This is a genomic window from Peptococcus simiae (genome assembly GCF_046097595.1).
Classification (GTDB): domain Bacteria; phylum Bacillota; class Peptococcia; order Peptococcales; family Peptococcaceae; genus Peptococcus; species Peptococcus simiae.
The window spans coordinates 1-24,124 of record NZ_JBJUVG010000012.1 but is presented as its reverse complement, the minus strand read 5'-3'; the positions used below and the strand labels follow the sequence as shown (position 1 = coordinate 24,124).

Below are 24,124 nucleotides of genomic sequence, written 5' to 3'. Positions count from 1 at the left end.
TGCCTCCTTGTGCGTCATATTTACCTTTATTATACGCATGGATAGGTCATTAATCAATCATCATGATCACCAAACGTCGCCTTCTGCCTTGAGTTTTTCGGCAAATTGTTCCAGCCGCCGCATCCGGTGGTTAATCCCACTCTTGCCGATGGGCGGGTCACACATTTCGCCCAGCTCCTTCAGGCTGGCCTCCGGGGCCAAGAGGCGGAGGTTGGCCACCTGTTGTAGGGCCCGGGGCAGCTTGTCAAAGGCATCCTGAGCCTGGATGTACTCAATCATCTCTACCTGGCGGAGGGCCGCATCAATGGCCTTATTCATATTGGCCGTTTCACAGTTGACCAGGCGGTTGACCCGGTTGCGGACCCCCTTGGCCACCCGGACATTTTCCAGGTCCATGACCGCCTCATGGGCACCAATCAGGGCCAAAAAGTCGCTGATCTGCTCGCTTTCTTTCAGGTAGAGGACACAGTTTTCCTTCCGGTAGCTCATCCGGAAGTCAATCCCATAGCCGGCCACCAGGTCGGTGATCTGCTCGGCGTATTCCTCGCTTTGGGTGACGATTTCCAGGTGGTAGCTCCGCTGGGGGTCGGTCAGGGACCCGCTGCCCAGGAAGATGCCCCGGATATAGGCCCGGCGAACCTGGTCCCCGCCGGTGAATTCCGGCGCGATATCCGATCGGAAGAGGAGCCCGTCCTCATTCATCATTCCCAGGGTGGTCAGGGCCGTCTTGAGCCGGCCCTGGCCGGGCACCCGGACCACATAGCGGATATTTTTCTTTAACTTGGTATGCCGCTGGATTTCTATCCGGGCATTTAAATGAAATAATTGTCTCAACCAGCTGTAGGCCTGGCGGGCCACAGCGGCGTGCTCTGAAACCAGGGCCAGGGATATCTGCTTGCCTGCACCGATGAGAATGGACCCGTCCATACGGGCAATCCCGGCCAATTGAGCCACCTGCTCCCTTTCATCCAAGTCAGACAGGTGGACCAGTTCGTTTTTTACCTTTGCCGAGTAGCTCACGTGTCCAAATCCTTTCTATGTTTGTAGGTTTGCCAGTCCCAGTAGGACTTGACCAGGCCCCGGTGAAGTCTAAAGTAGTTATCGTTGTAGAGGGTCTCCATAATGGTCTTGGCCAGGGGCAGGGAGGCATGCCGGTAGGGATTATCTGAAGCAACCAGGGGGGCGGTCACCAGGTCGGCACCGAGCTTCTTGATCCCGGCTGCATCCACCTGGACATGGGCCCCACCGCCGGTGATAAAGTCGGCCAGGGCCACATCCGACGAGGTAGTGCCATCATCAGCGATAACATAGTCCACCAGGCCCTCCTGGCTGTGGGCAAGGATGGCCTGGAGGTGGTCGGTGGCGGTGTAGTTGGTCGTCTCTCCGGGCTGGGTCATGACATTGCAGACATAAAAGACCCGGCCCCGAGCCTTGGCCAGGGCCTCTGTGACCCCCTTCACACACAAGTTGGGCAGGACCGAGGTGTAGAGGCTGCCCGGCCCGAGGACAATGGCGTCGGCCTCAGCAATGGCCGCCAGGACCTCCGGCAGGACTTCCGCATCACCGGGCCGGATGCTTAATTTTGCAATGGCGGCCTCGGCATCGGTAATATGGCATTCGCCGACAATCCGCTTGCCGTCAGTCATCTTGGCCACCAGGGTCAGGGGCTCCATGGTAATGGGCAGGACCCGGCCGGAAATATGTAGGACCTGGTCAATATTGGCCACCGCATCCTGGAAGTTTCCCTGGACAGCGGTCAATCCAAGGAGGAGTAAATTCCCCAGACTGTGGCCCTTGAGCCCCTCCCCCTTGGCAAAACGGTAGCTGAAAAGCTTCTCCATAATATCCTGCTCATCGGCCAGGGCCACAATGCAGTTACGAATATCCCCAACCGGGATAACATCAAAGGCCTCCCGGAGCTTGCCCGAAGACCCGCCATCATCGCCAACGGTCACCGCTGCGGTGATATTAGAAGTGTACTTTTTCAGCCCCCGCAGGAGGACCCCCAGGCCGGTCCCGCCGCCAATAACCACAATCTTGGGGCCATTGGCGAGGATGGTTTCTTCATAATAAGCATCTATGCTGGACCCCTTGGTGCTGTGAAAGCGACTGGAAACCTGCATACTGCTGTAAAGAATGAGCCCTATACCGATAAACACGCAAATGAGACCTTGCCAAAAGGAAAGGTCTGGAAGATTCAGTTGTAGGAAATGGACGACATCATAGGTGAATTGCTTGGCAGTCTGGTTGTTGACCATGGACCACAAGCCCAACACCACAAGCCCTAAGGCTACCCCGCCTAAAATGGCCCAGCGTTTCAGCCCTAAACCGGGAGAAAGCCATTTGGAAAGTCGCTTGCGTGGCTTCAAGCCATCACCTCATCTCAACTAATGGTCGCGGTGGTTCACCGTCACCTCATAGCCCTGTTCTGCCACCCGCCGGCCCAGGGCAATGGCCATGGCAATCGACCGGTGCTGGCCACCTGTACAGCCAATCCCGATGGAGAGCTGGTTCTTGCCCTCCTTGATGTACTCCGGCAGGAGCTCCAGGACCAGGTCGGAAAAGTGGCGCAAAAAGCGCTGGGTTTCCGGCCGGTCATAAATATAGGATTGAACCTCCGGGTCCCGGCCGGTCAGCTGGCGGAGCTCCGGCACATAGTAGGGGTTGGCCATGAAGCGGACATCCATAACGATGTCTGCATCAATGGGAATCCCGTGCTTAAAGCCAAAGGAGGTGATCATCACCTGGATGCCGGTCTCTTCTGAGGTCAGGGTATCAATAAGGGTCTGCCTCAGGTCGGCATTGGTCAGGTTGCTGGTGTCGATGATGGTCTGGGCCCGGTCACGCAAATAGGCCAGGGCCTCCCGCTCCAGCTGGATCCCGGTCAAAAGAGACCCGGCCGGGCTTTGGGGGTGGCTCCGTCTGGACTCCTTAAACCGCCGCACCAGGACTTCATCAGACGCATCCAGGAAGATGATTTCATAATGGATGCCGATGGCATGCAAATAAGCGAGCGCATCATCAATACTGTCTAAAAAGGAGCCGTCCCTTAAATCGACGACCAGACAGACTTTATTGATGTTACCCTCGCTCGTAACAATCAGGTCTGCAAATCGGGAGATGAGTGGCGACGGCAAATTATCTACACAGAAATACCCCATGTCTTCCAAGACTTTACTGGCCTGGGTCTTCCCTGCACCGGACATGCCGGTGACAATGACAAAATGTTTGTCCGTCTGCATGACCTCACCCCTTCATTGTTTTTTAAGCATCAACCGGTCTGGAGGCACGGAATACCAGGTAGCGGCCACCAAGGAAGGCCTCGCGGTTTAAAATCAGGGTTTCCTGGTCATCATTAATAAAGAAATAACCCTCACCCACCTGGTCGGCTTTTTTCCAGCCCTTGTAATCAATCCAGTCTAAGAAGAGGTCTTCGCTCTTGCTTTGGTTTTTCATAATATAAGCATAAGCCCCTGCCCCTTCATATTTGGTGAAGAGTTCAGCTTGGGGTCTTTCCAGTTTTACGATTGCTTCAACTAAGTCGCGCTTAGCCATACCGAGGCCACCAATGGCACCTGCGGCCAAGGCTAACCCTAGGATTCTTTTTTTCATCGTCTTCTACCTCCTGAAAGTTTGACTGCCAAAAAAACAAGCTTTACTGCCATTTTTTCAAAAATAATCATACCATGTTTTAGCCCGTTCGTCATGTATATTTACTAAATTTGCTGAAATCGACCGGATTATTTGCAAACTGTTTTTTTGCCTGCTATGATGACGCTAACAGAGAGGAGTGGTTCTCATACAAGACTTAAACCGATATGGCATCGTGCCGGACAAGTGCCCCCGGGAAATTGTCCTCTTACGGGGCAGCGGCTGCAAGTGGAGCGCCTGCCGCTACTGTGACTACCACCTGGACCGGTCCAGTGACCCTGCCGCCAATTACGCCTTAAACGCCCAGGCCCTGGCCCAGGTAGACGGCCGCTACCAACACCTGGAAGCGGTTAATTCCGGCTCCTTTTGCGACCTGGACGCCCAAACCGTCGATGAAATCTTCAAGGTCTGCCAAGACAAGGGCATCCATACCCTGACCATCGAATGCCACTGGCGAGACCGGGACAGCCTGCCGGCCTTACGGGACCGGTGCCGGGCCGCCGGCATCAGCCTCAAGGTCAGCAGCGGGATTGAAACCTTTGACGGCCTGGTCCGGGAGGCCTACCTCAATAAGGGGATTCCGGCTGACGTCACGCCGGCAGACCTGGCCCAGCACTTTGACCAGACCTGTCTCCTATTCGGCCTGCCCGGCCAGCACCTGGCCCAGATGACCCGGGACCTGGCCATTGGCCTAACCTACTTTGACCGGGTCACCTTGAATATCTTTACGGCCAACAGCCGGCAAATCCAACCGGACCCAGGCGTCATCGCCCTTTTCAAAGACCACATCTACCCCCTTATCAAAGACAATTCCCGGGTGGATATTTTAATGGAAAACACCGATTTTGGCATCGGCTAGACTTGATTTCCCTTTGGGATATGATATAATATCTTGATTTTAATCACCAGCTTATAACCTGTAAAGGAGTGCGACCATGCGCAAAAAAGCCATATTATTGCTCTCTGACGGCAGCCGCTTTGAAGGGCAGTCTGCCGGCGCTGAGGGGACGGTCATTGCCGATCTCGTCTTTACCACCGGCCTTGTCGGTTATCTTGAAGGGATTACCGACCCGGCCCACCAAGACCAGATTTTAGTCCAAACCTTTCCCTTAATTGGTAACTACGGTCTGAATGAAGCCGATATGTCTTCAAAGTCAGCCGCGATTAAGGGTTACGTTATTGGCCAATTAAGTGATACCCCCTCTAACTTCCGTTCGGAAGGTGACTTGCCTTCTTTCCTGAAAAAAGAAAATGTCGTTGCTATTAGCGGTATTGATACCCGGGCTTTAACCAAAATCTTACGCAGCCGGGGTAAAGTCAAGGCCGTCCTTACCACCGATCCAGCACAAGCATCCTTGGATGTCCTCACCGGTCGGGCAACGTCAGACCTGCCTAAAGCGCAGTCAGACTCCATATTCCCGACCTGTCGTGGCCTTGCCGACCGACAGGTTATTTTATGGAATTTAGGCGCCAGCCAGGGCCTTTATGAAGCCCTCCAAGCCGGTGACCACACCGTCTGTGCCCTGCCGAAAGATACCGATGCCAAGACCCTCCTTGACCTGCAAACTGCCGGCATCGTCATCTCCGACGGCCCCGGCGACCTGGCCGATTACGCCGACCTGGTCCCGGTCATCAAAGAAGTCCTGGCCGCCAAGGTGCCCCTCCTGGGCATTGGCCTGGGCCACCTTCTACTGGCCCAAGCCCAAGGCCTGGCTGTTACCCCCCTCATTCCGGCCCACCACGGGGCCCAGGCCGTCCGCGACCTGCAAACCGGCCGGCTCTTTTTAACCAACCAGAGCAACCATGAAACCGTTGCCTTAGAAAGCCTGGACAGCTCCATTGCAGACCTCCGCTACCAGTGTGTCAATGACCAGACCTGCGCCGGCCTGGATTACAAGACCGCCCCGGCCATCGGCCTGCAATTTCGCCCTGAAGGCAGGGCCGGTGTCTTAGACGGTTTAGATGCGCTCGCACGCTTTTTTGAACTAGGGGAGGAATAATCGTGCCACTGAATCCAGACTTAAAAAAAGTACTTGTTATCGGCTCCGGCCCCATTGTCATTGGCCAGGCAGCTGAATTTGACTACGCCGGTACCCAGGCCTGCCGGGCCTTAAAGGAAGACGGCCTGGACATTGTCCTCATCAACTCCAACCCGGCCACCATCATGACCGACGAGGCCATGGCCGACCACATCTACATCGAGCCCCTCACCCTGGAAACCGTCAAGCGGGTCATCGAAAAAGAAAAACCGGACGCCGTCCTCTCTACCCTGGGCGGGCAAACCGGCCTGACCCTGTCCATGCAGCTGGCCAAGGAAGGCTTCCTGGATAAGATGGGCGTCCGCCTCCTAGGGGCCAAGCCGGAAACCATCGACAAGGCCGAAGACCGGCAAATCTTCAAGGATACCATGACCGCTATCGGCCAGCCCACCATCGCCTCCAAGGTCGTCACCCACGTGGAAGACGCCCTGGCCTACGCCGACGAAATCGGCTACCCGGTCATCGTCCGCCCGGCCTTTACCCTGGGCGGCAGCGGCGGCGGCATTGCCGATGACCACCAGGCCCTGGCTGAAATTGCCCAGCACGGGATTGACCTGTCCCCCATCAACCAAATCCTGGTTGAAAAGTGCATTTCCGGCTGGAAGGAAATCGAATTCGAAGTCATCCGCGACAAGGACGGCAACGCCATCATCGTCTGCTCCATGGAAAACGTCGACCCCGTCGGCGTCCATACCGGCGACTCCGTCGTCATCGCCCCGGCCATCACCCTGGCTGACCGAGAATTCCAGATGCTGCGGACCGCCGCCCTGAATATCGTCAACGCCCTGGAAGTGGAAGGGGGCTGTAACGTTCAGTTCGCCCTCCACCCGGAAAGCTATGACTACGCTGTTATTGAAGTCAACCCCCGGGTCAGCCGGTCTTCCGCCCTGGCCAGTAAGGCCACCGGCTACCCGATTGCTAAAATCGCCACTAAAATCGCCATCGGCTACCGGTTAGACGAAATCCAAAACGCCGTCACCGGCTGCACCACCGCCGCCAGCGAACCGACCGTTGACTATGTCGCGGTGAAATTCCCCAAGTGGCCCTTCGACAAATTCGTCTACGCCAAGCGAGACCTGGGCACCCAGATGAAGGCCACCGGCGAAGTCATGTCCATCGGCAAGAGCTTTGAAGAAGCCCTCATGAAAGCCGTTCGCGGCGCAGAAATCCGCCACGACACCCTGGCCGATGCCGGCATGCAGGCCCTCTCCGACGAAGACCTCCGCCAAGAAATCGGTAAAGCCACCGACCTCCGCCTCTTCGCCTGCTACGAAGGCCTCCGCCGGGGGATGACCGTCGATGAGCTCCATGCCATCACCATGATTGACGAATGGTTCCTCAATGGCTTCCGCCGCCTGGCCGAATACGAACAGGCCATCACCGGCAAGGCCCTCTCCGAAGAAGACTACATCACCGGTAAGAAGATGGGCTTTACCGATAAAACCCTCCGGGCCCTTTCCGGCCAGGCCCTCCCCATGACCCTCAAGCCCGTCTACCACATGGTAGACACCTGCGCCGGCGAATACCAGGCCGAGACCCCCTACTTCTACTCCGCCTTCTACACCCCTGACGAAGGGGCCCTGAACGAGGCCGAAGACCACGTCAAGGCCTCCAAGAAGGACCGGGTCGTCGTCTTTGGGTCCGGCCCCATTCGGATTGGCCAGGGGATCGAGTTTGACTATTCCAGTGTCCACTCCGTCTGGGCCCTCAAAAACCTGGGATATGAAGTCATCATCATCAACAACAACCCGGAAACCGTCTCCACCGACTTCGACACCGCTGACCGCCTCTACTTTGAACCGGTCACCTGGGAAGACGTCAAGCCCATCCTGGACCTGGAGCAACCCATCGGCGTGGTCGTCGCCTACGGCGGCCAAACCGCCATTAAGCTCACCGCTGACCTGGCCAAGGCCGGCATCCCCATCATCGGCACCACCGCTGACGGCATCGATATGGCCGAAGACCGGGAACGCTTTGACAACCTCTTAACCGAGCTCGACATCAAGCGCCCCGCCGGCCACACCGTCTTCACCGAAGAAGAAGCCCTCAAGGCCGCCAGCGACATCGGCTACCCCGTTCTCATGCGGCCCTCCTACGTCCTGGGTGGGCAGAACATGATCATCGCCTGGAGCGATGCCGATATCCGGGAGTATATGAAAGTCATCATCAACGCCGGCGAAGCGGAAAACCCCATCCTCATCGACAAATACCTGTCCGGCATTGAAGTCGAAGTCGACGCCATCACCGACGGCCAAGACGTCCTCATCCCCGGCATCCTGGAACACGTCGAAAGAACCGGCATCCACTCCGGCGACTCCATCGCCGTTTACCCGGCCCCCAATATCCGCCCCAAAGTCGCCATGCAAATCCTGGACCACACCAAGGCCCTCTGCCGGGGCCTAGGCGTCATCGGCCTGGCCAATATCCAGTACATTGTCTACGGCAATGACGTCTACGTCATCGAAGTCAACCCCCGGGCCTCCCGGACCGTCCCCTATATTTCCAAAGTCACCGGCGTCCCCATGATCGACCTGGCCACCCGGGTCTCCCTGGGCGAAAAGCTCCAAGACCTGGGCTACGGCACCGGCATCTACCCCGCCAGTACCCACATCGCCGTTAAAATCCCCGTCTTCAGCTTTGAAAAACTCATCGACGTAGACACCCACCTGGGGCCGGAAATGAAGTCCACCGGGGAAGTCCTGGGCATTGGCAAGACCATGCTGGAAGCCCTCTACAAGGGCCTCATCGGCGCCGGCTACACCCTCACCAAAGAAGGCGGCGTCTTCATCAGCGTCCGCGATTCCGATAAAAACGAAATCGCCCCCATCGCCAAAAAATTCTTCAACCAAGGCTTCCGGATCTACGCCACCAGCGGCACCGCCAAAGTCCTCCGGTCCGTCGGCATCGACCTCACAGAAGTCGATAAAATGCACGAAGGCACCGACGAAAACGCCTGGGGCCTCCTGGAAAGCCACGAGGTCGACTACATCATCTCCACCTCCACCCGCGGCCGCGACCCCGAACGGGACTCCGTCATCATGCGCCGCAAAGCCGTCAGCCTCGGCATCCCCACCCTCACCTCCCTCGACACCGCCAACGCCCTCATCGACAGCATCGCCGGTGACTTCACCGAAGAAAACACCAGCCTGGTGGATATTAAAGCCCTATAAGCTGGCATGAGAGCGTAAGAGATATAGCAAAGCCCCCGCACCATTCAGGTGTGGGAGCTTTTGTGTGTGGGCGGAGAGCGTAAGGCCGTTTCGCCAGGACCTTCAAAATTAGTTTCCTTTAGGGAAAAATTTAGGGAAAATTTATAAATCTGTCATGCTTGTGGACTATTAATGCTCCAAAGCCCTATAAGTATAAGATATATAACAGCTAAGGTCTCTTATTATTTACGCGTCTTAATCGCCGGCCTTTTCCCTCTTGCTTTTGCCTCTTTAAAATTTCCCGCACTTCAGCCAAGTGTTTCGCAGTAAATCGTATAGTTTTTTCAGAATCCATGGATATGTCAAAAAAACCTCGTTCCGTTGAAATAATAATATCCAGATCTTCTAAATTCCTTAGGAATTTCTCATAAAAATCGTCATTAGCCCGCATAGATTTGAAGTCTTTACTGCATTCTAAGCAAAGATTGAGATGCATCTGTTTCCAAGCATACACCGGTTCCCTTTCAATTTGATCACATTCAATATATTTCCCTGGAAATACTTTCCCACACATCTGGCAGAAATATGCCCCGTGATGCTCTTTACTCCTATACATTGTATTCACATAAACTTTTTCTTCAAAGGCATGTTCAGGTTCCCATCTTGTTACTTTTTTTTCAATATATCTATTTTTATCCTTACTCCATAGTTCCTTTATATGTTTTTGTATTTTACCGTAGTTGACAACGCATTCTTCAGGAAATTCCTCTTTAGATTCAAAGCTGTCTTGCGTATCAACCAAAAATTCCAGCTTGAACTTTTGTAGCTGCTCCTCTGAAATATATCCTTCTCGGATTAGCCTTCTTATTATGTCTTCATAATTATCCAGCTGGGATAGATCCTTTATATCTTCATCTGAAACTTTATCTATCAAAACCAGATTATCATAATGAATAGAACTTACGGGGTACATTTCAAGAAAGTGAGCAAAAGCCAAAAATTCATCGCCTACAACAATACGTTTTAGCAAGGAGCCCCGGGTTGTCAAATGACCTGCTATGAACTTACCTTCTCTTCTATATTCACCGCTTCTCATTAACATAGGAATTTTCTTTAGTATCCCTTGTAGACCTCTTTTAATTATAGAGGGGTTCAATTTTCCTTTTTTAAAATCATCAAGTAAATATTTTGCCACCTCTTCAAGACGCTTTGAATCGTCGTGACCATCTAATGACTCTATGAGATTTATACGTTGCTCCTGCTCTCTAGCATCGAGCACTTCTTGGGATAACGTCTGGATTCTGATATACTCACCCAAAATAGCATCTGCAAGACTAGCGCTCATAATAGATGTATCTAAAATTTGATACTGAGCAATATCGATATTAGTTTCACTGACTGCGGGCATTAAATATATTTCATCCGAGTACGGGACATATTCAGTCCCCTGTTCATTCTTAAGTGGAAAGATGCTGAGATTTTTTACATCATGTAGCCCCAAAGCTCCATTTTGTTTAGCTAGGTAATCATAAAGTGCGTTTCTAAATTCCTTTTCATGAATATATTGAGACACATATTGCTGCAAAAAACTGAAGACTTCCCCCTCTGCTACTTTCTCACAACCAAGCTCCTTCAACTGGGGGATATATTTCTCCTTTTCCGAAGTATCCAGAATAGGTTTCTTAAAAAAATTCTCAAGAATCCTCTTATTGGTCAACTTGAGCATAAACTCCGGGATAATTACTCCACCTTCCTGGGGGGAAACGAAATTTTCCCTGCCTACGATCGGAATGAACTGAAAGTTTTTAAGCAAGTCGCTCCAATCATATGCGTTCAGGTAGTGATTCCCAAAATTCTTAGATTGGAGTCGGCCACCTACCGATTCAAAGTGCACGTAGTCTAATACATTCAAGCCACCAATGCTTGTACGGCCGCCTCCTTTTGCCAGGTTTTGTTCTTGTTCAATAAAAGAAAAAACAGCCTGATAAACTTCGTCTCGAATGATATTGTTCCAATGGTTTTCTAGGATGCCCTCTCTAGATGAGGTTAAGTCAAAAGGTGCATCAATAATGAGGGGCACATCGCTCCTGATTTCCGTCGGAAGGCCTGAATATACAAAGGATTCAGCCGGCACTTTGTTTATATAAGCATAAATTGTAATCTTTTGATCACGGCTGATTTCCCTACCACCACTCCTTCTGTCCTTTAAAGCGGCTTCATCCCGGACTATGAAGTTATATTCAAATCGCTTTAAGGCGTAGTTTTCTTTCTTATTATTGGATCCTATTAACGTTATCTGCCTTTCCGAGGGTAGGTCCTTGATTTCGATATCTATCCCTGGAAAAGAAATACGCTTTAATTTACGCAGGCATAGGCAAAGTCTAAGTTGCTCATTCTTATCTTTTTTTCTAAGACCTTCTCCCACTCCTTCTTTGGTCTTAAATACCATAACGGTACCCTTGCCATGTTGTAAGGCGGAACACTTAGCCGGAATGGTTGGTGCTGTTGCCTTAATTTCAAAATCAAAACCATTACTGTGTATTTCAACAGAGTCAGCAATCCCAAATACAGATTTAAAGCCAACCCCTTTCTCACCAATGGGTTCGAAATCCTTCTTCTGTAAAAACTTTTTAGTGGAATCCCCAATAGCTGTTATTGCTCTAACATTTGCTTTTGTAAAGCCCTCTTCGTTCGAAATCGTCTTAATAAGCTTATCCTGTATTTCCAGGGAAAAACTGGGCACTATATCTGTCGAAAAAGAACAGTCATCGGCATTTTGCAGGAGTTCGTTCAAAAATCTATCTGGATTGGCGCCAATTTTTTTTATGACTGAAACATAACCTTGGTAGGTCTTTTCCCCATAAGCTATTTTTATGCTTTTACGAACATCTCTCAAGTGCTCCAAATACTGTAAGTTAGAGCAAGCATCATCCTCTTCAATTCTATCTAAACGCTTAGTCGCAGCCCTTAGTTTTAAAGATAAGGAAAAAATTTTATTAGAATCAAAGGGTTCTACCAAGATGGCTAAAGAGTTGAGCTCTTCCCCCTTCTTCAAAACAATCCCATTCTCTCCCAGTAGGGCAAGGTCTGCTTCTGATTTTACTGTGAAAATTTTATCCTTATTTTGATTAAAATAATTTTCAAAGACTGACTTTAGATTAGCCTCCTGCACCAGTTTAATAATTTCTTGACGCGCTTTTTCATCAATAGGAGCCGTTTCACCAGTCACCTGGACAGGCGGCTTCTTTCCCAGATGAATGAAGTTAGCTGAAACGCTCTGTACTTCTTTCAGAAATTTAACATATTTGCCAACAACACTAAGTTCACTTTCTCGTAGAACAATTGAGTCAGACTGTTCTATTAAAAGTCGATAGTCCTCCTCTGTCACTTTTAAGGTCTCTAAGCAACTCATGATTTGCTCAAAATACTCAGGATTTCCAACTGCATTTTCAAATAATTTCTCGTACACCTCTTTTATAATCTCTATACCAAAAGGCCGCATGTTCTTTGCCGTTGACGGGATGAAAAGCTCTCGCTGTTCCCCCAAGAGCTGATAGACTGCAAGTGGATCAGCTAATTCAATGTCTTTACTGAATGAAACGACCCGGTTAGCAGGTTGATAGTTACCGATGGCTGTATAAAAAATATTTTGACTGCAGATGATTTCACCCTTAAGCTCCTCATGATCCAGACAAGCCACCTTCTCATTTTCGCCGATTTTAAATATACTCTCGCTAGACTTTGGGATATAATCAACAATCTTATTTTGAATATTATGAGCCAAGTCTATATAAACCACTTTAAGAAATTCCGATAAGTAGGTAATCGACTTACTGAACCAGGCATTGTATCCTTGTGGATCAACAAACTCTCTCGAAACATCTAATTTAAAAGGCACATGAAGAAAAAGTGGAATATTTGTTTTGATTTGTGTGGGCAGAAAGGAGTATAAAAGCCCTGTTTTGACCTCTAAATCGTCAAGAGGGATAACAGCTACCAAATTATGCTTACGTTCGTCAAATTGAACATTATTACCATACCGCGAAAAACACTCTTCTTTTCCATAGGTAATAGGCATGGTGTAACGGCAACAATTAATAACATTAGATTGAGGGTCTATTTTTCTATCACATGTAGAAAATTCCATATCTATAGAAATGCCAACATTTTTTTCAATGAATAAATCCCCTACTTTCTCTTTCGGAACCCTATTTACATTAAATTCCAGACGACGAAAGCTATCCATATATATCTTTAAATGGGTTAACTTATTAAGAAACAGGATGGGGTTTTGTGTTAAAAGAGCCTCCTTGTCCTTATAAACATCAAATATTTTTCCAAAAAAATCCTGACAGGTTTGAGGTGACATTTGAAGTACCAGCTTACTCCCGGAGATACCTTCAAAATGGTCATATTGCGGTTTGGGAATCATAATCTCCTCTTTATCCAGTTCAAAAGAAAATTTCCCACTCTGAATCAAAACCTTATCCGCAATCCCAAACACAGACTTAAATCCTAAGCCTTTTTCCCCAATCTCCATCTTATCTGCTGATATATTTTTAGATGCTTCTGCAATACCCGTAATGGCAAAAACATCTTTTGGTGTAAACCCTCTTTCGTTGTAACGTAATTCGATATAGCCTACTTCTCCCTGAGCATTAAACTTTATGTCTAGATGACAGTCTTCTATGCTGTCATACTCACAGTCATCTATATTTTGTATCAGCTCATACAAAAACCTCAAACTGTTTTGGTAGACCCCATTCTCACCTACAGCCAACAAGTCCGTTATTGTTTGTCTACAATTTTTTCCAGACAGTTTCAAACCAAGATCAGCTAATTTACGTACCTTTGTCACTAGTGCCAGAAATTCCTTATGGTCATCTATCGTTACAAGGTCACTCTCCTTAATCTCCTCTCTTAAAATCCTACTAAGCTCTAGGGCCTCATCTTCAGTCAATTTATCAGAATATCTATCTTTCAACTCTTCAATAATACCCATAATCAATCCCTCATTTTACCTTTATGATGCCATTTGCAAGCAGGCTGGTGTGTACATCTGCACGACCAGCTAAATCTCTGATTTCTTCAACTTTTGAAGAGTATCTTCTTTCTATAGTTGCTAACTCACTCGTTCTCATACGTTTTATACCTTCATCTTGCGCTTCATCAATTTGTTTTTCTAAGCGAGTCCGCTTCCGCTCAAAACTGTCCTTTAAACTTTCCAGTCTGAATGTACTTGTAGCGCTAACTTCTTGTAAATAGCGGTTTTTTGACTGTTCCCACTTTTTTATATGACTTTCTTCTAAGTGATCCCAGGCCTCCTTGTAATCAGCATCTGAAACCGTCTTTAAGTCCCTACAGTCACCCAGAATAATTTCAAGCAAATTTTGAGACAGGTCATCCTCTTCAGATATACAAATAAGCTCAAAATTATTTTTCAGCCCCGTATACTTCCATGCATAGAGAGAAAAGGGGTACTCTCCGGGAGCTATTTGGTCATAATCACAAGTCATACAAATACGTGCGACTTGATCAGTCGCATAATATTTTGCCGCTTGTCTAGATAGCGGGTGCATCGAAGTGATAAAAAATATGTTTTCATTTGCTTCTGCTGCTTCCGCTTCAAAAGTAATCTCATGTGTTGCCTTGCCCCCTTTCAAAAAACGCTCCCAACCAACTGAACTTGAGTCACTCACCACTTCCAGATTTCTAAAATCTTCAAGTAGTTTTTGCCTGGAACCAGCATTCAGACGCAATCTTTTTATTTTATCATCACCCATAACATGATTGCCTTCTTCTAACCGTTCATCCAGATAATTTTCGATAAGTTTTTGAACCAAGGGTGCACTTAACCAATCATTTGTTGCCTGTTCAAGCTCTGTGGTCATATTCATATTAGATAAGTCAAAACCAAAGAGCTCTTTTTGTGCTTCTTCCAAATTATTTAGCTCTTGTATACGCCTCACTTCATTATCGGCCATCTGTTCAAGCTTTATTTCTCTTTCGTCTTGTGTTAATTCATCATTGACGATAATGCGCTCGATTTTGCTAGCCATTTCACCAATAATGGCTTCACATTCACCTAAGCTTCTTTCAAATATACCTATTCTATTTAAGCAACGGTGATATATATCCGCATCAACTGTATCTGCAGTAATAACGTTGTATATATTAACAACGTCACTTTGTTGACCTCGACGATCAATCCGCCCTATCCGTTGCTCAATTCTCATGGGGTTCCAAGGCAAGTCATAATTAATAAGCATGTCGCAAAACTGATAGTCTAGGCCTTCAGATCCAACTTCAGTAAATAGCAGGATATCAATAGCCTCCCTATCTGCTTTATGAAGTTCAAAACGCCTGCGATACTCTAACCTCTGAAAATCCTCAACGCTGCCATCAATTTGAGCGACACGGAGCCCTTCCTGGTTCAATTTCCTTTTCAAATAATTTAATGTGTGTCTAAACGTGCTAAAGAGAATGATTTTATTATTTCCCTGCTCTTGTTTTTGCTTAATAATCTCCAGTACGCTATCAAATTTTGGATCTTCAGTAGGCAAGTTATTCGCTAGGTCCATGATTTCTTCAGCCATTTTCACAAATTTATTGCATGCGCCGTCACTCAAGTCATCCATAAACAGATCTACATACTCGTTAATTTGTCCAAGACGGCGATGAATGATATCTTCTAAAAATGGTGCTAAGCCAAAAATGCAGCTGGCCGTCTGTCGCCGTAGCGTGGTCATCATAAATAAAATACTGCTTTCACTATGCAAAATCGATAGAACTTCCGCTTCAAACTTTTGGACAGCATCATGCAGATTGCGCTGATAGTCGGTAAACCTCGTTTCCAATGTATGTGACCGCCGTATACAGAAATCCTGGATATCCCTTCTTCTCGTCCGATTGATCATGGTATCAAAGCTATGCAAAGATTCCGTTCTAGAAATTAGCTTAACACGCTCAGAACGAGACAAATTCGGTTTTTTTAGCGTGCTGATAACCGCCTGATAGTTAGGATGACGAGAAATCACCTTATCTCCCCAAGATGTATCTTCTATAGATTTCAATGTATTTATCGTTTTCTGTTGCCAGTGTTCACCAGCTGAACGAATAACGTGCACAGCCTCTGAGATATATTCATTCGGTTCCATCATTGTAGAGAAAGTAGATTCATCTATCACGACATCAGGCCTTAGTACATTCAATAAAGTAAAGAGGTCCCTATCACTGGTTTGGAGAGGTGTGGCTGTTAACATAACGACCGCATCAGCGTGATCACAAAAATACCTGGTACTCTTATATGCAAAAGCTTTTTCTTTTTGCATACTTCCATTTCTTATATGGTGAGCCTCATCTACAATAACTAAATCAAAATGAGGTGCCGGATTTAAATTTTTTAGTCCAAAACCTGTACTAGTCTTCCTGCCTTTTCCTTCGTAAATAGTGCTGTCTAAAATAGAGTAAGGGATAATGATTCTGCTATAGCGCGACGGCCATCTACCATCGCATTCTGTATCTAAAATAATTTGACGTAATGTAGCCCCATCCACAGGATAAAATTGCTCGTCGAAGCGTTTCATCTCCAACTCCCACTTACGCTCAGTCACTAAGGGCTTGGGGCATATGATTAAGATATTTTTTAAATCTTTTCTAGCAGCTAACTCTTTTATGATTAAGCCGGCTTCAATCGTTTTACCGACGCCTACACTATCCGCAATTAATATTCTAGGTTCATCAGCATGGATTAGTTTGAGGGCCGGTCGAAACTGATAGGGCACAAAATCAATTCTTGCTGAATTTAGTGAATACAAGTCGTGCATTGAGGGATTATTAAGTTGATACGCCGTTAGTATACTTCTGAATTTGTTGATCGGTGTCCACTCATACTCATTGGAATCATCGACTCTCGCTATTTGACCGGCGTAAAAGGTTTTTACCGCTCCATCAATAAATACCTGATACCTTTTTCTAGCTCCTACGCTTGAAACCGATAAAACAGCTCCACGTTTCTCCGGAGTACTAATTAAGTAAACAAGATCCTTCTCTTCAATACAATCTTCATTTCTTTCCATTTCTTTAGTCATTGTTTACCCTTCTCTGACTTTAAAATCAAAAAAATTAGGCGCATAGTCTTATTGGTTATATTTTTACGCACCTTTTATATTATGTTTTGTACTATTAATTGACCTATTTCCTGGTTTCGGATAAGAGGATTCGAGTAAATATTGTGACGAACCCAAGTCGTATTCCCTGGTTTACATACATACTCTGGTTAAATGCCCTCTGCCCGGCTATTTCAAACCGCATTTTACCCAGCATCAAACCCCTCCTTTATTTTATCTTCAGTTCGTCTTAGCTAATATTGTACTATGCTAAGCAAAATCTCTCAATTAAATAATCTCTGAAATAACTTTCTATTTCCCTTTTGTGCGCTGCTGGCGACTGGCCAATGGAGTCAGTTATACAAAAAGGCCCGGGTTGAATGAATCGCGTCATTCTAACGGCGATACGAGATTTTTCCCACAAAAAATCCCCCGTTGGAAATCTATTATTTCCAGCGGGGAATTCTATGGTATAATCTAATCGTCACTGTCTTTACACTTGTCTAGTCACTCGAGGAGGGTTGGCCATTGGCTGGCGCTTTCAAAGTAGTGTTGGCTGGCTTTTTTTAGCCGGGGGAGGTCATAGGCGTAGGCTTGGTCGTAGACGCCGATGACTTGGAAGCCGGCGGAGGCGGCGCTTTCGGCGGCGTGGGGGGCGTCTTCAAAGACGTAGCAGTCTTGGGGGCTCTCCCCGCCCAGGTCCTGGAGGCAGGCCCGGTAGACGGCGGGGCCTTCTCTTTTGGTGGCGCCGACTTCTGAACAGGTGTGGACGGCTTGAATGTAGGGGCTGAGGCCTAACCGGTCGAGGACCAGATTGACCAGGGGGCGTTCATTGGCGGTGGCGATGCCCATGTGGATGCCGGCTTGTTGAAAGGCGGCGAGGGCGTCGAGGACGCCGGTCTTTAGGGGGACTTGCTCGGCGTAGGCCTGCCAGGCGATGGCCCGGATGTCGTCGTGGACGGTTTCCAGGCTGTCAGGCAACTGGTAGGCTTCTTTGAGGTAGGCAGCGGCTTGGATGATGGTCATTTTATGGAATAGTTTGGTCATATCGCCCAGGGGCGGGAGCTTGCGTTTTTGTCTAAAGGCGGTGCCGACGTCCTGCCAGAGGGGCATGGAGTCTATTAAGGTACCATCCATATCAAAGATGGCGTAGGTCATTGGTATCACCCTTTCTCCTATCATGGATACCTATTGTACACGATTTATAGCTTTTAAACAAAGTGAGGCGACGATGATGGCAAAGGCGTATTCTGTGCGCGATTATATTACGAAGGTTTTAAACGGTATGGCCTGGGGGCTTTTTTCCTCCTTATTGATTGGCCTGATTATTAAGCAGATTGGGACCCTGAGTGGCTTAGAGATTCTGGTCCAGGTGGGGGATGTAGCCCAACGGCTCATGGGGCCGGCGATTGGGGTCGGGGTGGCTTACATATTAAATGCCCCTTCCCTAGTGGTGATGAGTTGTGCGACGGTCGGGGCCATCGGGGCCGGGACGCTGACCTTTTCCGATGGGCTGGCGACAGCGGTCATCGGGGAGCCGGTCGGGGCTTTTGTGGCGGCGCTTCTAGCGGCGGAAATCGGCCGGCGGGTGGCCGGGAAGACCAGTGTGGATATTGTCCTGGTGCCCCTGGTGACCATTGTGACCGGCGGGGTAACGGGAATTTACCTCTCCCCCATCTTCTCGGCGATGATGAAGAGCCTGGGCCAGGTCATTAATTCGGCAACGGAATTGCAGCCCATCCCCATGGGGATTGCGGTGGCGGTCCTCATGGGGATGATCCTAACCCTGCCGATTTCTTCGGCAGCCCTGGCCATTGCCCTGAACTTAACGGGCCTGGCGGCCGGGGCGGCAACCGTCGGCTGTGCGGCCAACATGATTGGCTTTGCGGTCATTTCCTTTAAGGAAAACGGGCTTGGCGGCCTGATTGCCCAGGGAATTGGGACCAGTATGCTCCAGGTGCCCAATATTATCAAAAACCCCTGGATCTGGCTCCCGGCCATTGTGGCTTCGGCCATCCTAGGGCCTATTTCAACGGCGGTCCTGGGCATGACCTCCAGTGCTTCCGGGGCCGGCATGGGGACCAGTGGCCTAGTGGGCCAGTTTGCCATGCTGGAGGTCATGGGCCACACGCCGGATGTCCTCTTGCAAATGGCGGTCATGCACTTTATTGCCCCGGCGGTCATTTCTATTTTAGTGGCCAAGGGGCTGACGGCTCGTGGTCTCATCAAGGCCGGTGATTTGACTTTAAGCAAGATGGATTAAATAAAAGGCCCCCTTGACAAGGTCATAAGAGAGACCTATACTAGGTATTAGCCGGGGTGCATAAGCTGAGATTAAACCCGTTGAACCTGTTGGTTAGTACCAAAAGGGAGCGATAGTGTCTGCATGGACCGGCGATAGCCGGTCTTTTTTTTATGCCTTTGGATGGAAGGGAGGCGCTTATGCTTGTAAACGGTAAAGAAATAAGCCTGGAGGGGCCCTGCTCAGTCAGCGACCTGCTGGCATCTTTGGATTACGATAGCAACCGGGTGGCGGTACTCTTAAATGGGGCCGTCCTGCCCAAGGCGGCTTTTGCAGAGACCCAGGTCCAGGCAGAGGATGCCTTGGAAGTGGTCCAGTTTGTAGGTGGTGGCTGATGCTGGCAGATGACCTCTATGCCATCCGGGTGGCCCGGCACGGCCTGGCTGCCACTGAAAAACTGGCGGCGGCCAAGGTCGGGATTGCCGGCTTGGGCGGCCTGGGCTCTCACATTGCCATGGCCCTGGCCCGGATGGGGGTTGGCCACTTGGTATTGGCAGACTTTGACCGGGTTGACCTGTCCAATATCCAGCGACAAAACTATACCCTGGCCCAGGTTGGCGAGCTGAAAACCGAAGCCACGGCGGCCAACCTCAGGGCCGTCCACCCGGACATCCAGCTGGACCTCTACCCGGACCGGCTCACGCCGGCCAATATTCCGGATGTTTTCACCAGCTGCAGCCTGGTCTGTGAGGCCTTTGACGACAGCGGCCAAAAGGCCATGCTGGTTTCTACCCTGCTGGCCCAAACCCAGGCCCGGGTCATTGCCAATTCAGGCATGGCCGGCTGCGCCAGCGGAAACCTCATCCACAGCGAAAAGCGCTTTGACAGGCTCTGGCTTTGTGGAGACGGGGAAAGCGATGTAGCGGTCGATGGGCATTTATATGCCCCGCGGGTGGCCCTGTGTGCCAACCATGCGGCCCTTTTAGTCTTACGTTTGTTACTTGGATACGATGAACCTTAAGGAGGAGGACCTATGTCAGACGATCGATTGATTTTAGGTAACCATAGCTTTGAATCACGCTTTATTCTAGGCTCCGGGAAGTTTTCCCTGCCCCTTATCAAGGCAGCGGTGGAAGATGCCGGGGCGGAAATCATCACCCTGGCCTTGCGGCGGGCCAACCAGGGCGGCGAGGAAAATATCCTGGACTTTATCCCCCAAGGGGTTAGCCTCTTGCCCAATACCAGTGGTGCCCGCAATGCCGACGAAGCCGTCACCATTGCCCGCTTATCCCGGGAACTGGGCTGCGGCGACATGGTCAAGATTGAGGTCATCCGGGACAGCAAGTACCTGCTGCCGGATAATGTCGAAACCATCCGGGCTACGGAAATTTTAGCTAAGGAAGGGTTCACCGTCCTCCCCTATATGTATCCGGACCTGAATGTGGCCCGGGACCTGGTCAATGCCGGGGCGGCAGCTGTCATGCCCCTGGCCTCCCCCATCGGGTCGAACCGGGGCCTGTCCACCAAGGACTTTATTCAAATATTAATTAATGAAATTGACCTGCCGATTATTGTGGACGCCGGTCTGGGCCGGCCCTCTGAAGCCTGTGCCTGCATGGAAATGGGCGCTGCGGCCTGCATGGTCAACACAGCCATTGCCACCGCTGAAGATATCCCGGCCATGGCCAAGGCCTTTGCCGATGCCATCAAGGCCGGTCGAGCTGCCTACCATGCCCGGTTGGGCCGGGTCTTAGACCCGGGACAAGGGGCCAGTGCCTCTTCTCCCCTGACCGGTTTCTTACGTGCCCCGGAGGAAGACCATGATTGACCAAAACACCAACCATATGGAATACCAGGAAGGGATGGAGGTCATTGATGGCAGCTTGATGGAAGATATCGTCTCCACCATCTATACCACCGACTTCGACGCCTTCACCGCTAAGGATGTCCGTCGGGCCTTAAATGCCGGCCAGCTGACCGAGACCGATTTTGCGGCCCTCCTTTCACCGGCTGCTGAGCCCTTTTTAGAAGAGTTGGCCCACAAGGCCCAGGCCCTGACCCGCCGGCAGTTCGGCAATACGGTCTCTATCTTTACCCCTCTCTACATTGCCAACTACTGCGAAAACCACTGCGTTTACTGCGGCTTCAACAGCCACAATAAAATCGCCCGGTTAAAACTGGACTACGACCAAATCGAAAAAGAACTGGACGCCATTGCCGCCACCGGCCTAAAAGAGGTCCTCATCCTCACCGGGGAAAGCCGGGGGGCTTCACCGGTATCCTACATTGCGGAAGCCTGCCGGATGGCCAGCAAAAAATTCCGCACCGTCGGGGTAGAAATCTACCCGGTCAACTCTGATGAATACCGGGAGCTCCACGAAGCCGGCTGCGACTATGTCACTGTCTTCCAGGAAACCTACCAGCCGGACATTTATGCTGAACTCCACCTAGGCGGCCACAAGCGGATCTTCCCCTATCGCTTTAACGCCCAGGAACGGGCCCTCATGGGCGGTATGCGGGGCGTTGGCTTTGCCGCCCTCCTCGGCCTGGCCGACTGGCGGCGGGACGCCTTAGCCACCGGCCTACACGCCACCCGGCTGCAGAAGAAGTATCCCCACGCCTCCATTGCCTTTTCCTGCCCCCGCCTCCGGCCCATCAAGGGCCAGAGCGACTACCCCCACCGGGGCATTAGCGAGGCCCAGCTCCTCCAGATCATCTGCGCCTACCGGCTCCTGGCCCCCTATGCGCCGATTACCGTTTCCACCCGGGAACGGGCCGGCTTCCGGGATAACATCATCACCATTGCCGCTACCAAAGTTTCCGGCGGGGTATCTACCGGCATTGGGGAGCACACCTCTGAGGCCGAAAAAACCGGCGATGCCCAGTTTGATATCAACGACACCCGGAGTGTCAAAGAAATGGCCGATACCATCCGGGCCCACGGGATGCAGCCCTCCTACGCCGACGACATCTATGTCTAGGCTCTTTGTGGTCACCGACCGCCGGCTCGTTGCCGGCAACTTCCTGACCCACTTGGAGAAAATCATCTCAGCCCAGCCCCAGGCCCTTATTCTGCGGGAGAAAGACCTGTCCTTTTCCGCCTACTTCAGCCTGGTGGACCAGCTGGCCCCCCTCTGCCGGGCTGCCGGTGTCCAGCTCATCTTAAACTGGCGGGCCCCCGTCATGCGCTACCCGGGCACCTATGTCCAGCTCCCCTTTGCGGTGGCCAAGGACCAGCCGGTCGGCACCCCCTTTGCGGTATCTGTCCATAGGCCTGATGAAATCCGCGCTTTAAATGAGAGTTCTACCCTTTATTTTCTTCTCGGTAATATTTTTGAAACCAGTTGTAAACCCGGTAAGGCTGCAGCCGGCCTGGACTTTTTGGCCCGCTGTGTCCAGCTAACGGATAAAGCTGTTATTGCTATTGGCGGCATCACCCCGGAGAGGGTCCCTACCGTCTTATCTACCGGTGCTGCCGGTTACGCCGTACGCAGCCCTCTGATGACTGCCGACGATCCGACATCACTGATTCAATTATTTCATCAATTTGAACAGTAAGGAGGTCTGCCAATGAACCACCCAACCCAAATGGCAGCTGCCAAAGCAGGGGTTATCACCCCGGAAATCGCCCTCGTCGCTGAAAAAGAGCATCGTGACCCGGACTGGATCCGCGAAAGGGTCGCCCAAGGGACAATTGCTATTCCCTGTAACATCAACCACAAGAGCATTTCCGCCGAGGGCATCGGCGACGGCCTACGGACCAAGATCAATGTCAACCTAGGCATCAGCGGCGATGCCAAGGACTATGACCTGGAGATGAACAAGGTCCGGATGGCCATCGATATGGGCGCCGAGTCCATTATGGACCTGTCCAACTACGGTAAAACCCGGGACTTCCGGACCGCCCTCGTCAATGAATCCACAGCCATGATCGGGACCGTCCCCATGTATGACGCCATCGGCTACCTGGAAAAGGACCTGATGAACATCACCGCCGATGACTTCCTAAAAGTGGTCGAAGCCCACGCCAAGGAAGGGGTCGACTTCATGACCATCCACGCCGGCATTAACCGCCGGGCGGTGGAAGCCTTCCGCCGGGAGGGCCGCCGGATGAACATCGTCAGCCGCGGGGGCTCCCTCCTCTTTGCCTGGATGATGATGACCGACAATGAAAACCCCTTTTTCGAACACTATGATGAGGTCCTGGAAATTTTACGGGCCTATGACTGCACCATCTCCATCGGTGACGCCCTCCGGCCCGGCTGCATTGACGATGCATCCGATGCCGCCCAAATCTCCGAGCTCATTGAGATCGGCCACCTGACCAAGCGGGCCTGGGCCGCCGATGTCCAAGTCCTTGTCGAAGGGCCGGGCCACATGGCCATGAACGAAATCGCCGCCAATATGGCCCTGGAAAAACGGATCTGCCACGGGGCTCCCTTCTATGTCCTTGGGCCCCTGGTCACCGACATTGCCCCAGGCTATGACCACATCACCTCAGCCATTGGCGGGGCCATTGCCGCCCAGCATGGGGCCAACTTCCTCTGCTACGTGACCCCGGCCGAGCACCTCCGCCTGCCGGACTTAGACGACGTCCGGGAAGGGATTATGGCCTCTAAAATCGCTGCCCATGCGGCTGACATTGCCCTGGGCCTGCCCGGCGCCCGGGACCGGGATAATGCCATGGGCGATGCCCGCCACGCCCTGAACTGGCCCCGGATGTTCAAGCTGGCCCTGGACCCGGAAAAGGCCCAGCGCTACTACGAAAGCACCCCCATCGCCGAGCGTCACACCTGCTCCATGTGCGGTAAGATGTGCGCCGTCCGGACCACCAACCGCATTTTAAATGGCCAGGACGTCTCCTTTGTCACAGAAATCGAATCTTGCTAAATATCCTTACTCCTTAAAAACGTCAAAAGAAAAGAGGCACGCTTC

The 24,124-nt window shown here is 50.7% G+C and carries 17 protein-coding genes; 10 read left to right on the top strand and 7 right to left on the bottom strand.

Annotation, left to right across the window (positions count from 1 at the left end):
- Positions 1 to 66 precede the first annotated feature (66 nt).
- Genes whiA through ACKQTC_RS07710 form a run of 4 tightly spaced genes read right to left on the bottom strand, consistent with a single transcriptional unit; the run spans position 67 to position 3,612 of the window.
- Positions 67 to 1,020: a DNA-binding protein WhiA gene (gene whiA, locus ACKQTC_RS07725; protein ID WP_408977870.1), complete on the bottom strand. Its 954-nt coding sequence runs from the start codon at positions 1,018 to 1,020 to the stop codon at positions 67 to 69.
- The gene (locus tag ACKQTC_RS07720) at positions 1,017 to 2,369 is read right to left on the bottom strand and encodes a gluconeogenesis factor YvcK family protein (RefSeq protein ID WP_408977869.1); all 1,353 of its coding nucleotides are present in this window, start codon (positions 2,367 to 2,369) and stop codon (positions 1,017 to 1,019) included. Before ACKQTC_RS07720 ends, whiA begins: the two co-directional genes overlap by 4 nt.
- A gap of 18 nt (positions 2,370 to 2,387) precedes the next feature.
- On the bottom strand, positions 2,388 to 3,242 hold the full coding sequence (gene rapZ, locus ACKQTC_RS07715; protein ID WP_408977868.1) for an RNase adapter RapZ: 855 nt from the start codon (positions 3,240 to 3,242) through the stop codon (positions 2,388 to 2,390).
- Between the two features lie 22 nt (positions 3,243 to 3,264).
- A complete protein-coding gene (locus tag ACKQTC_RS07710; protein ID WP_408977867.1) occupies positions 3,265 to 3,612 on the bottom strand; it encodes a hypothetical protein in 348 nt (115 codons plus the stop codon).
- Positions 3,613 to 3,790: 178 nt separating this feature from the next.
- Between ACKQTC_RS07710 and ACKQTC_RS07705 the strand changes: the two genes are divergently transcribed.
- The 3 genes from ACKQTC_RS07705 to carB all read left to right on the top strand — a co-directional run bounded on the left by ACKQTC_RS07705 (position 3,791) and on the right by carB (position 8,860).
- Positions 3,791 to 4,510 (top strand): radical SAM protein, encoded by a 720-nt coding sequence (locus ACKQTC_RS07705; RefSeq protein WP_408977866.1) that lies wholly within the window; start codon positions 3,791 to 3,793, stop codon positions 4,508 to 4,510.
- Positions 4,511 to 4,586: 76 nt separating this feature from the next.
- Positions 4,587 to 5,651 carry a carbamoyl phosphate synthase small subunit gene (locus ACKQTC_RS07700; RefSeq protein ID WP_408977865.1) on the top strand — a complete coding sequence of 355 codons (1,065 nt, stop codon included), beginning with the start codon at positions 4,587 to 4,589 and terminating at the stop codon, positions 5,649 to 5,651.
- A 2-nt stretch (positions 5,652 to 5,653) separates the two neighbouring features.
- Positions 5,654 to 8,860: a carbamoyl-phosphate synthase large subunit gene (gene carB / locus ACKQTC_RS07695; RefSeq protein WP_408977864.1), complete on the top strand. Its 3,207-nt coding sequence runs from the start codon at positions 5,654 to 5,656 to the stop codon at positions 8,858 to 8,860.
- 208 nt (positions 8,861 to 9,068) lie between these two features.
- Here the strand turns inward: carB and ACKQTC_RS07690 are convergent, their stop codons facing one another.
- From ACKQTC_RS07690 to ACKQTC_RS07680, 3 genes are all read right to left on the bottom strand, one after another.
- Positions 9,069 to 13,841, bottom strand: a complete 4,773-nt coding sequence (locus ACKQTC_RS07690; protein WP_408977863.1) for a sacsin N-terminal ATP-binding-like domain-containing protein — start codon at positions 13,839 to 13,841, stop codon at positions 9,069 to 9,071.
- Between the two features lie 10 nt (positions 13,842 to 13,851).
- Positions 13,852 to 16,929 carry a DEAD/DEAH box helicase gene (locus tag ACKQTC_RS07685; RefSeq protein WP_408977862.1) on the bottom strand — a complete coding sequence of 1,026 codons (3,078 nt, stop codon included), beginning with the start codon at positions 16,927 to 16,929 and terminating at the stop codon, positions 13,852 to 13,854.
- Positions 16,930 to 17,454: 525 nt separating this feature from the next.
- Positions 17,455 to 18,105 carry an HAD family hydrolase gene (locus tag ACKQTC_RS07680; RefSeq protein WP_408977861.1) on the bottom strand — a complete coding sequence of 217 codons (651 nt, stop codon included), beginning with the start codon at positions 18,103 to 18,105 and terminating at the stop codon, positions 17,455 to 17,457.
- Between the two features lie 76 nt (positions 18,106 to 18,181).
- Here ACKQTC_RS07680 and ACKQTC_RS07675 point away from each other — a divergent pair, with 76 nt between their 5' ends.
- From ACKQTC_RS07675 to thiC, 7 genes are all read left to right on the top strand, one after another.
- On the top strand, positions 18,182 to 19,210 hold the full coding sequence (locus tag ACKQTC_RS07675; RefSeq protein WP_408977860.1) for a PTS transporter subunit IIC: 1,029 nt from the start codon (positions 18,182 to 18,184) through the stop codon (positions 19,208 to 19,210).
- A gap of 179 nt (positions 19,211 to 19,389) precedes the next feature.
- Positions 19,390 to 19,584, top strand: coding sequence for a sulfur carrier protein ThiS (gene thiS / locus ACKQTC_RS07670; RefSeq protein WP_408977859.1), 195 nt, complete (start codon positions 19,390 to 19,392; stop codon positions 19,582 to 19,584).
- The gene (thiF, locus tag ACKQTC_RS07665) at positions 19,584 to 20,210 is read left to right on the top strand and encodes a sulfur carrier protein ThiS adenylyltransferase ThiF (RefSeq protein WP_408977858.1); all 627 of its coding nucleotides are present in this window, start codon (positions 19,584 to 19,586) and stop codon (positions 20,208 to 20,210) included. The genes thiS and thiF overlap by 1 nt, the downstream gene beginning before the upstream one ends.
- Positions 20,211 to 20,222: 12 nt before the next feature.
- Positions 20,223 to 21,017 (top strand): thiazole synthase, encoded by a 795-nt coding sequence (locus tag ACKQTC_RS07660; RefSeq protein WP_408977857.1) that lies wholly within the window; start codon positions 20,223 to 20,225, stop codon positions 21,015 to 21,017.
- A complete protein-coding gene (gene thiH, locus ACKQTC_RS07655) occupies positions 21,010 to 22,170 on the top strand; it encodes a 2-iminoacetate synthase ThiH (protein WP_408977856.1) in 1,161 nt (386 codons plus the stop codon). The genes ACKQTC_RS07660 and thiH overlap by 8 nt, the downstream gene beginning before the upstream one ends.
- Complete coding sequence (locus tag ACKQTC_RS07650; RefSeq protein ID WP_408977855.1) at positions 22,163 to 22,747, top strand: thiamine phosphate synthase; 585 nt, start codon at positions 22,163 to 22,165, stop codon at positions 22,745 to 22,747. The genes thiH and ACKQTC_RS07650 overlap by 8 nt, the downstream gene beginning before the upstream one ends.
- Positions 22,748 to 22,759: 12 nt before the next feature.
- Positions 22,760 to 24,079, top strand: a complete 1,320-nt coding sequence (gene thiC, locus ACKQTC_RS07645) for a phosphomethylpyrimidine synthase ThiC (RefSeq protein ID WP_408977854.1) — start codon at positions 22,760 to 22,762, stop codon at positions 24,077 to 24,079.
- Positions 24,080 to 24,124 lie beyond the last annotated feature (45 nt).

Bases quoted from the DNA above. Each gene is read 5' to 3' on its own strand.
- ACKQTC_RS07680 (WP_408977861.1), bottom strand. From the start codon at position 18,105: ATGACCTACGCCATCTTTGATATGGATGGTACCTTAATAGACTCCATG.
- ACKQTC_RS07650 (WP_408977855.1), top strand. From the start codon at position 22,163: ATGTCTAGGCTCTTTGTGGTCACCGACCGCCGGCTCGTTGCCGGCAAC.
- ACKQTC_RS07690 (WP_408977863.1), bottom strand. From the start codon at position 13,841: ATGGGTATTATTGAAGAGTTGAAAGATAGATATTCTGATAAATTGACT.
- thiC (WP_408977854.1), top strand. From the start codon at position 22,760: ATGAACCACCCAACCCAAATGGCAGCTGCCAAAGCAGGGGTTATCACC.
- thiS (WP_408977859.1), top strand. From the start codon at position 19,390: ATGCTTGTAAACGGTAAAGAAATAAGCCTGGAGGGGCCCTGCTCAGTC.
- thiH (WP_408977856.1), top strand. From the start codon at position 21,010: ATGATTGACCAAAACACCAACCATATGGAATACCAGGAAGGGATGGAG.
- ACKQTC_RS07660 (WP_408977857.1), top strand. From the start codon at position 20,223: ATGTCAGACGATCGATTGATTTTAGGTAACCATAGCTTTGAATCACGC.
- ACKQTC_RS07675 (WP_408977860.1), top strand. From the start codon at position 18,182: ATGGCAAAGGCGTATTCTGTGCGCGATTATATTACGAAGGTTTTAAAC.
- rapZ (WP_408977868.1), bottom strand. From the start codon at position 3,242: ATGCAGACGGACAAACATTTTGTCATTGTCACCGGCATGTCCGGTGCA.
- ACKQTC_RS07710 (WP_408977867.1), bottom strand. From the start codon at position 3,612: ATGAAAAAAAGAATCCTAGGGTTAGCCTTGGCCGCAGGTGCCATTGGT.
- ACKQTC_RS07700 (WP_408977865.1), top strand. From the start codon at position 4,587: ATGCGCAAAAAAGCCATATTATTGCTCTCTGACGGCAGCCGCTTTGAA.
- thiF (WP_408977858.1), top strand. From the start codon at position 19,584: ATGCTGGCAGATGACCTCTATGCCATCCGGGTGGCCCGGCACGGCCTG.
- ACKQTC_RS07685 (WP_408977862.1), bottom strand. From the start codon at position 16,929: ATGACTAAAGAAATGGAAAGAAATGAAGATTGTATTGAAGAGAAGGAT.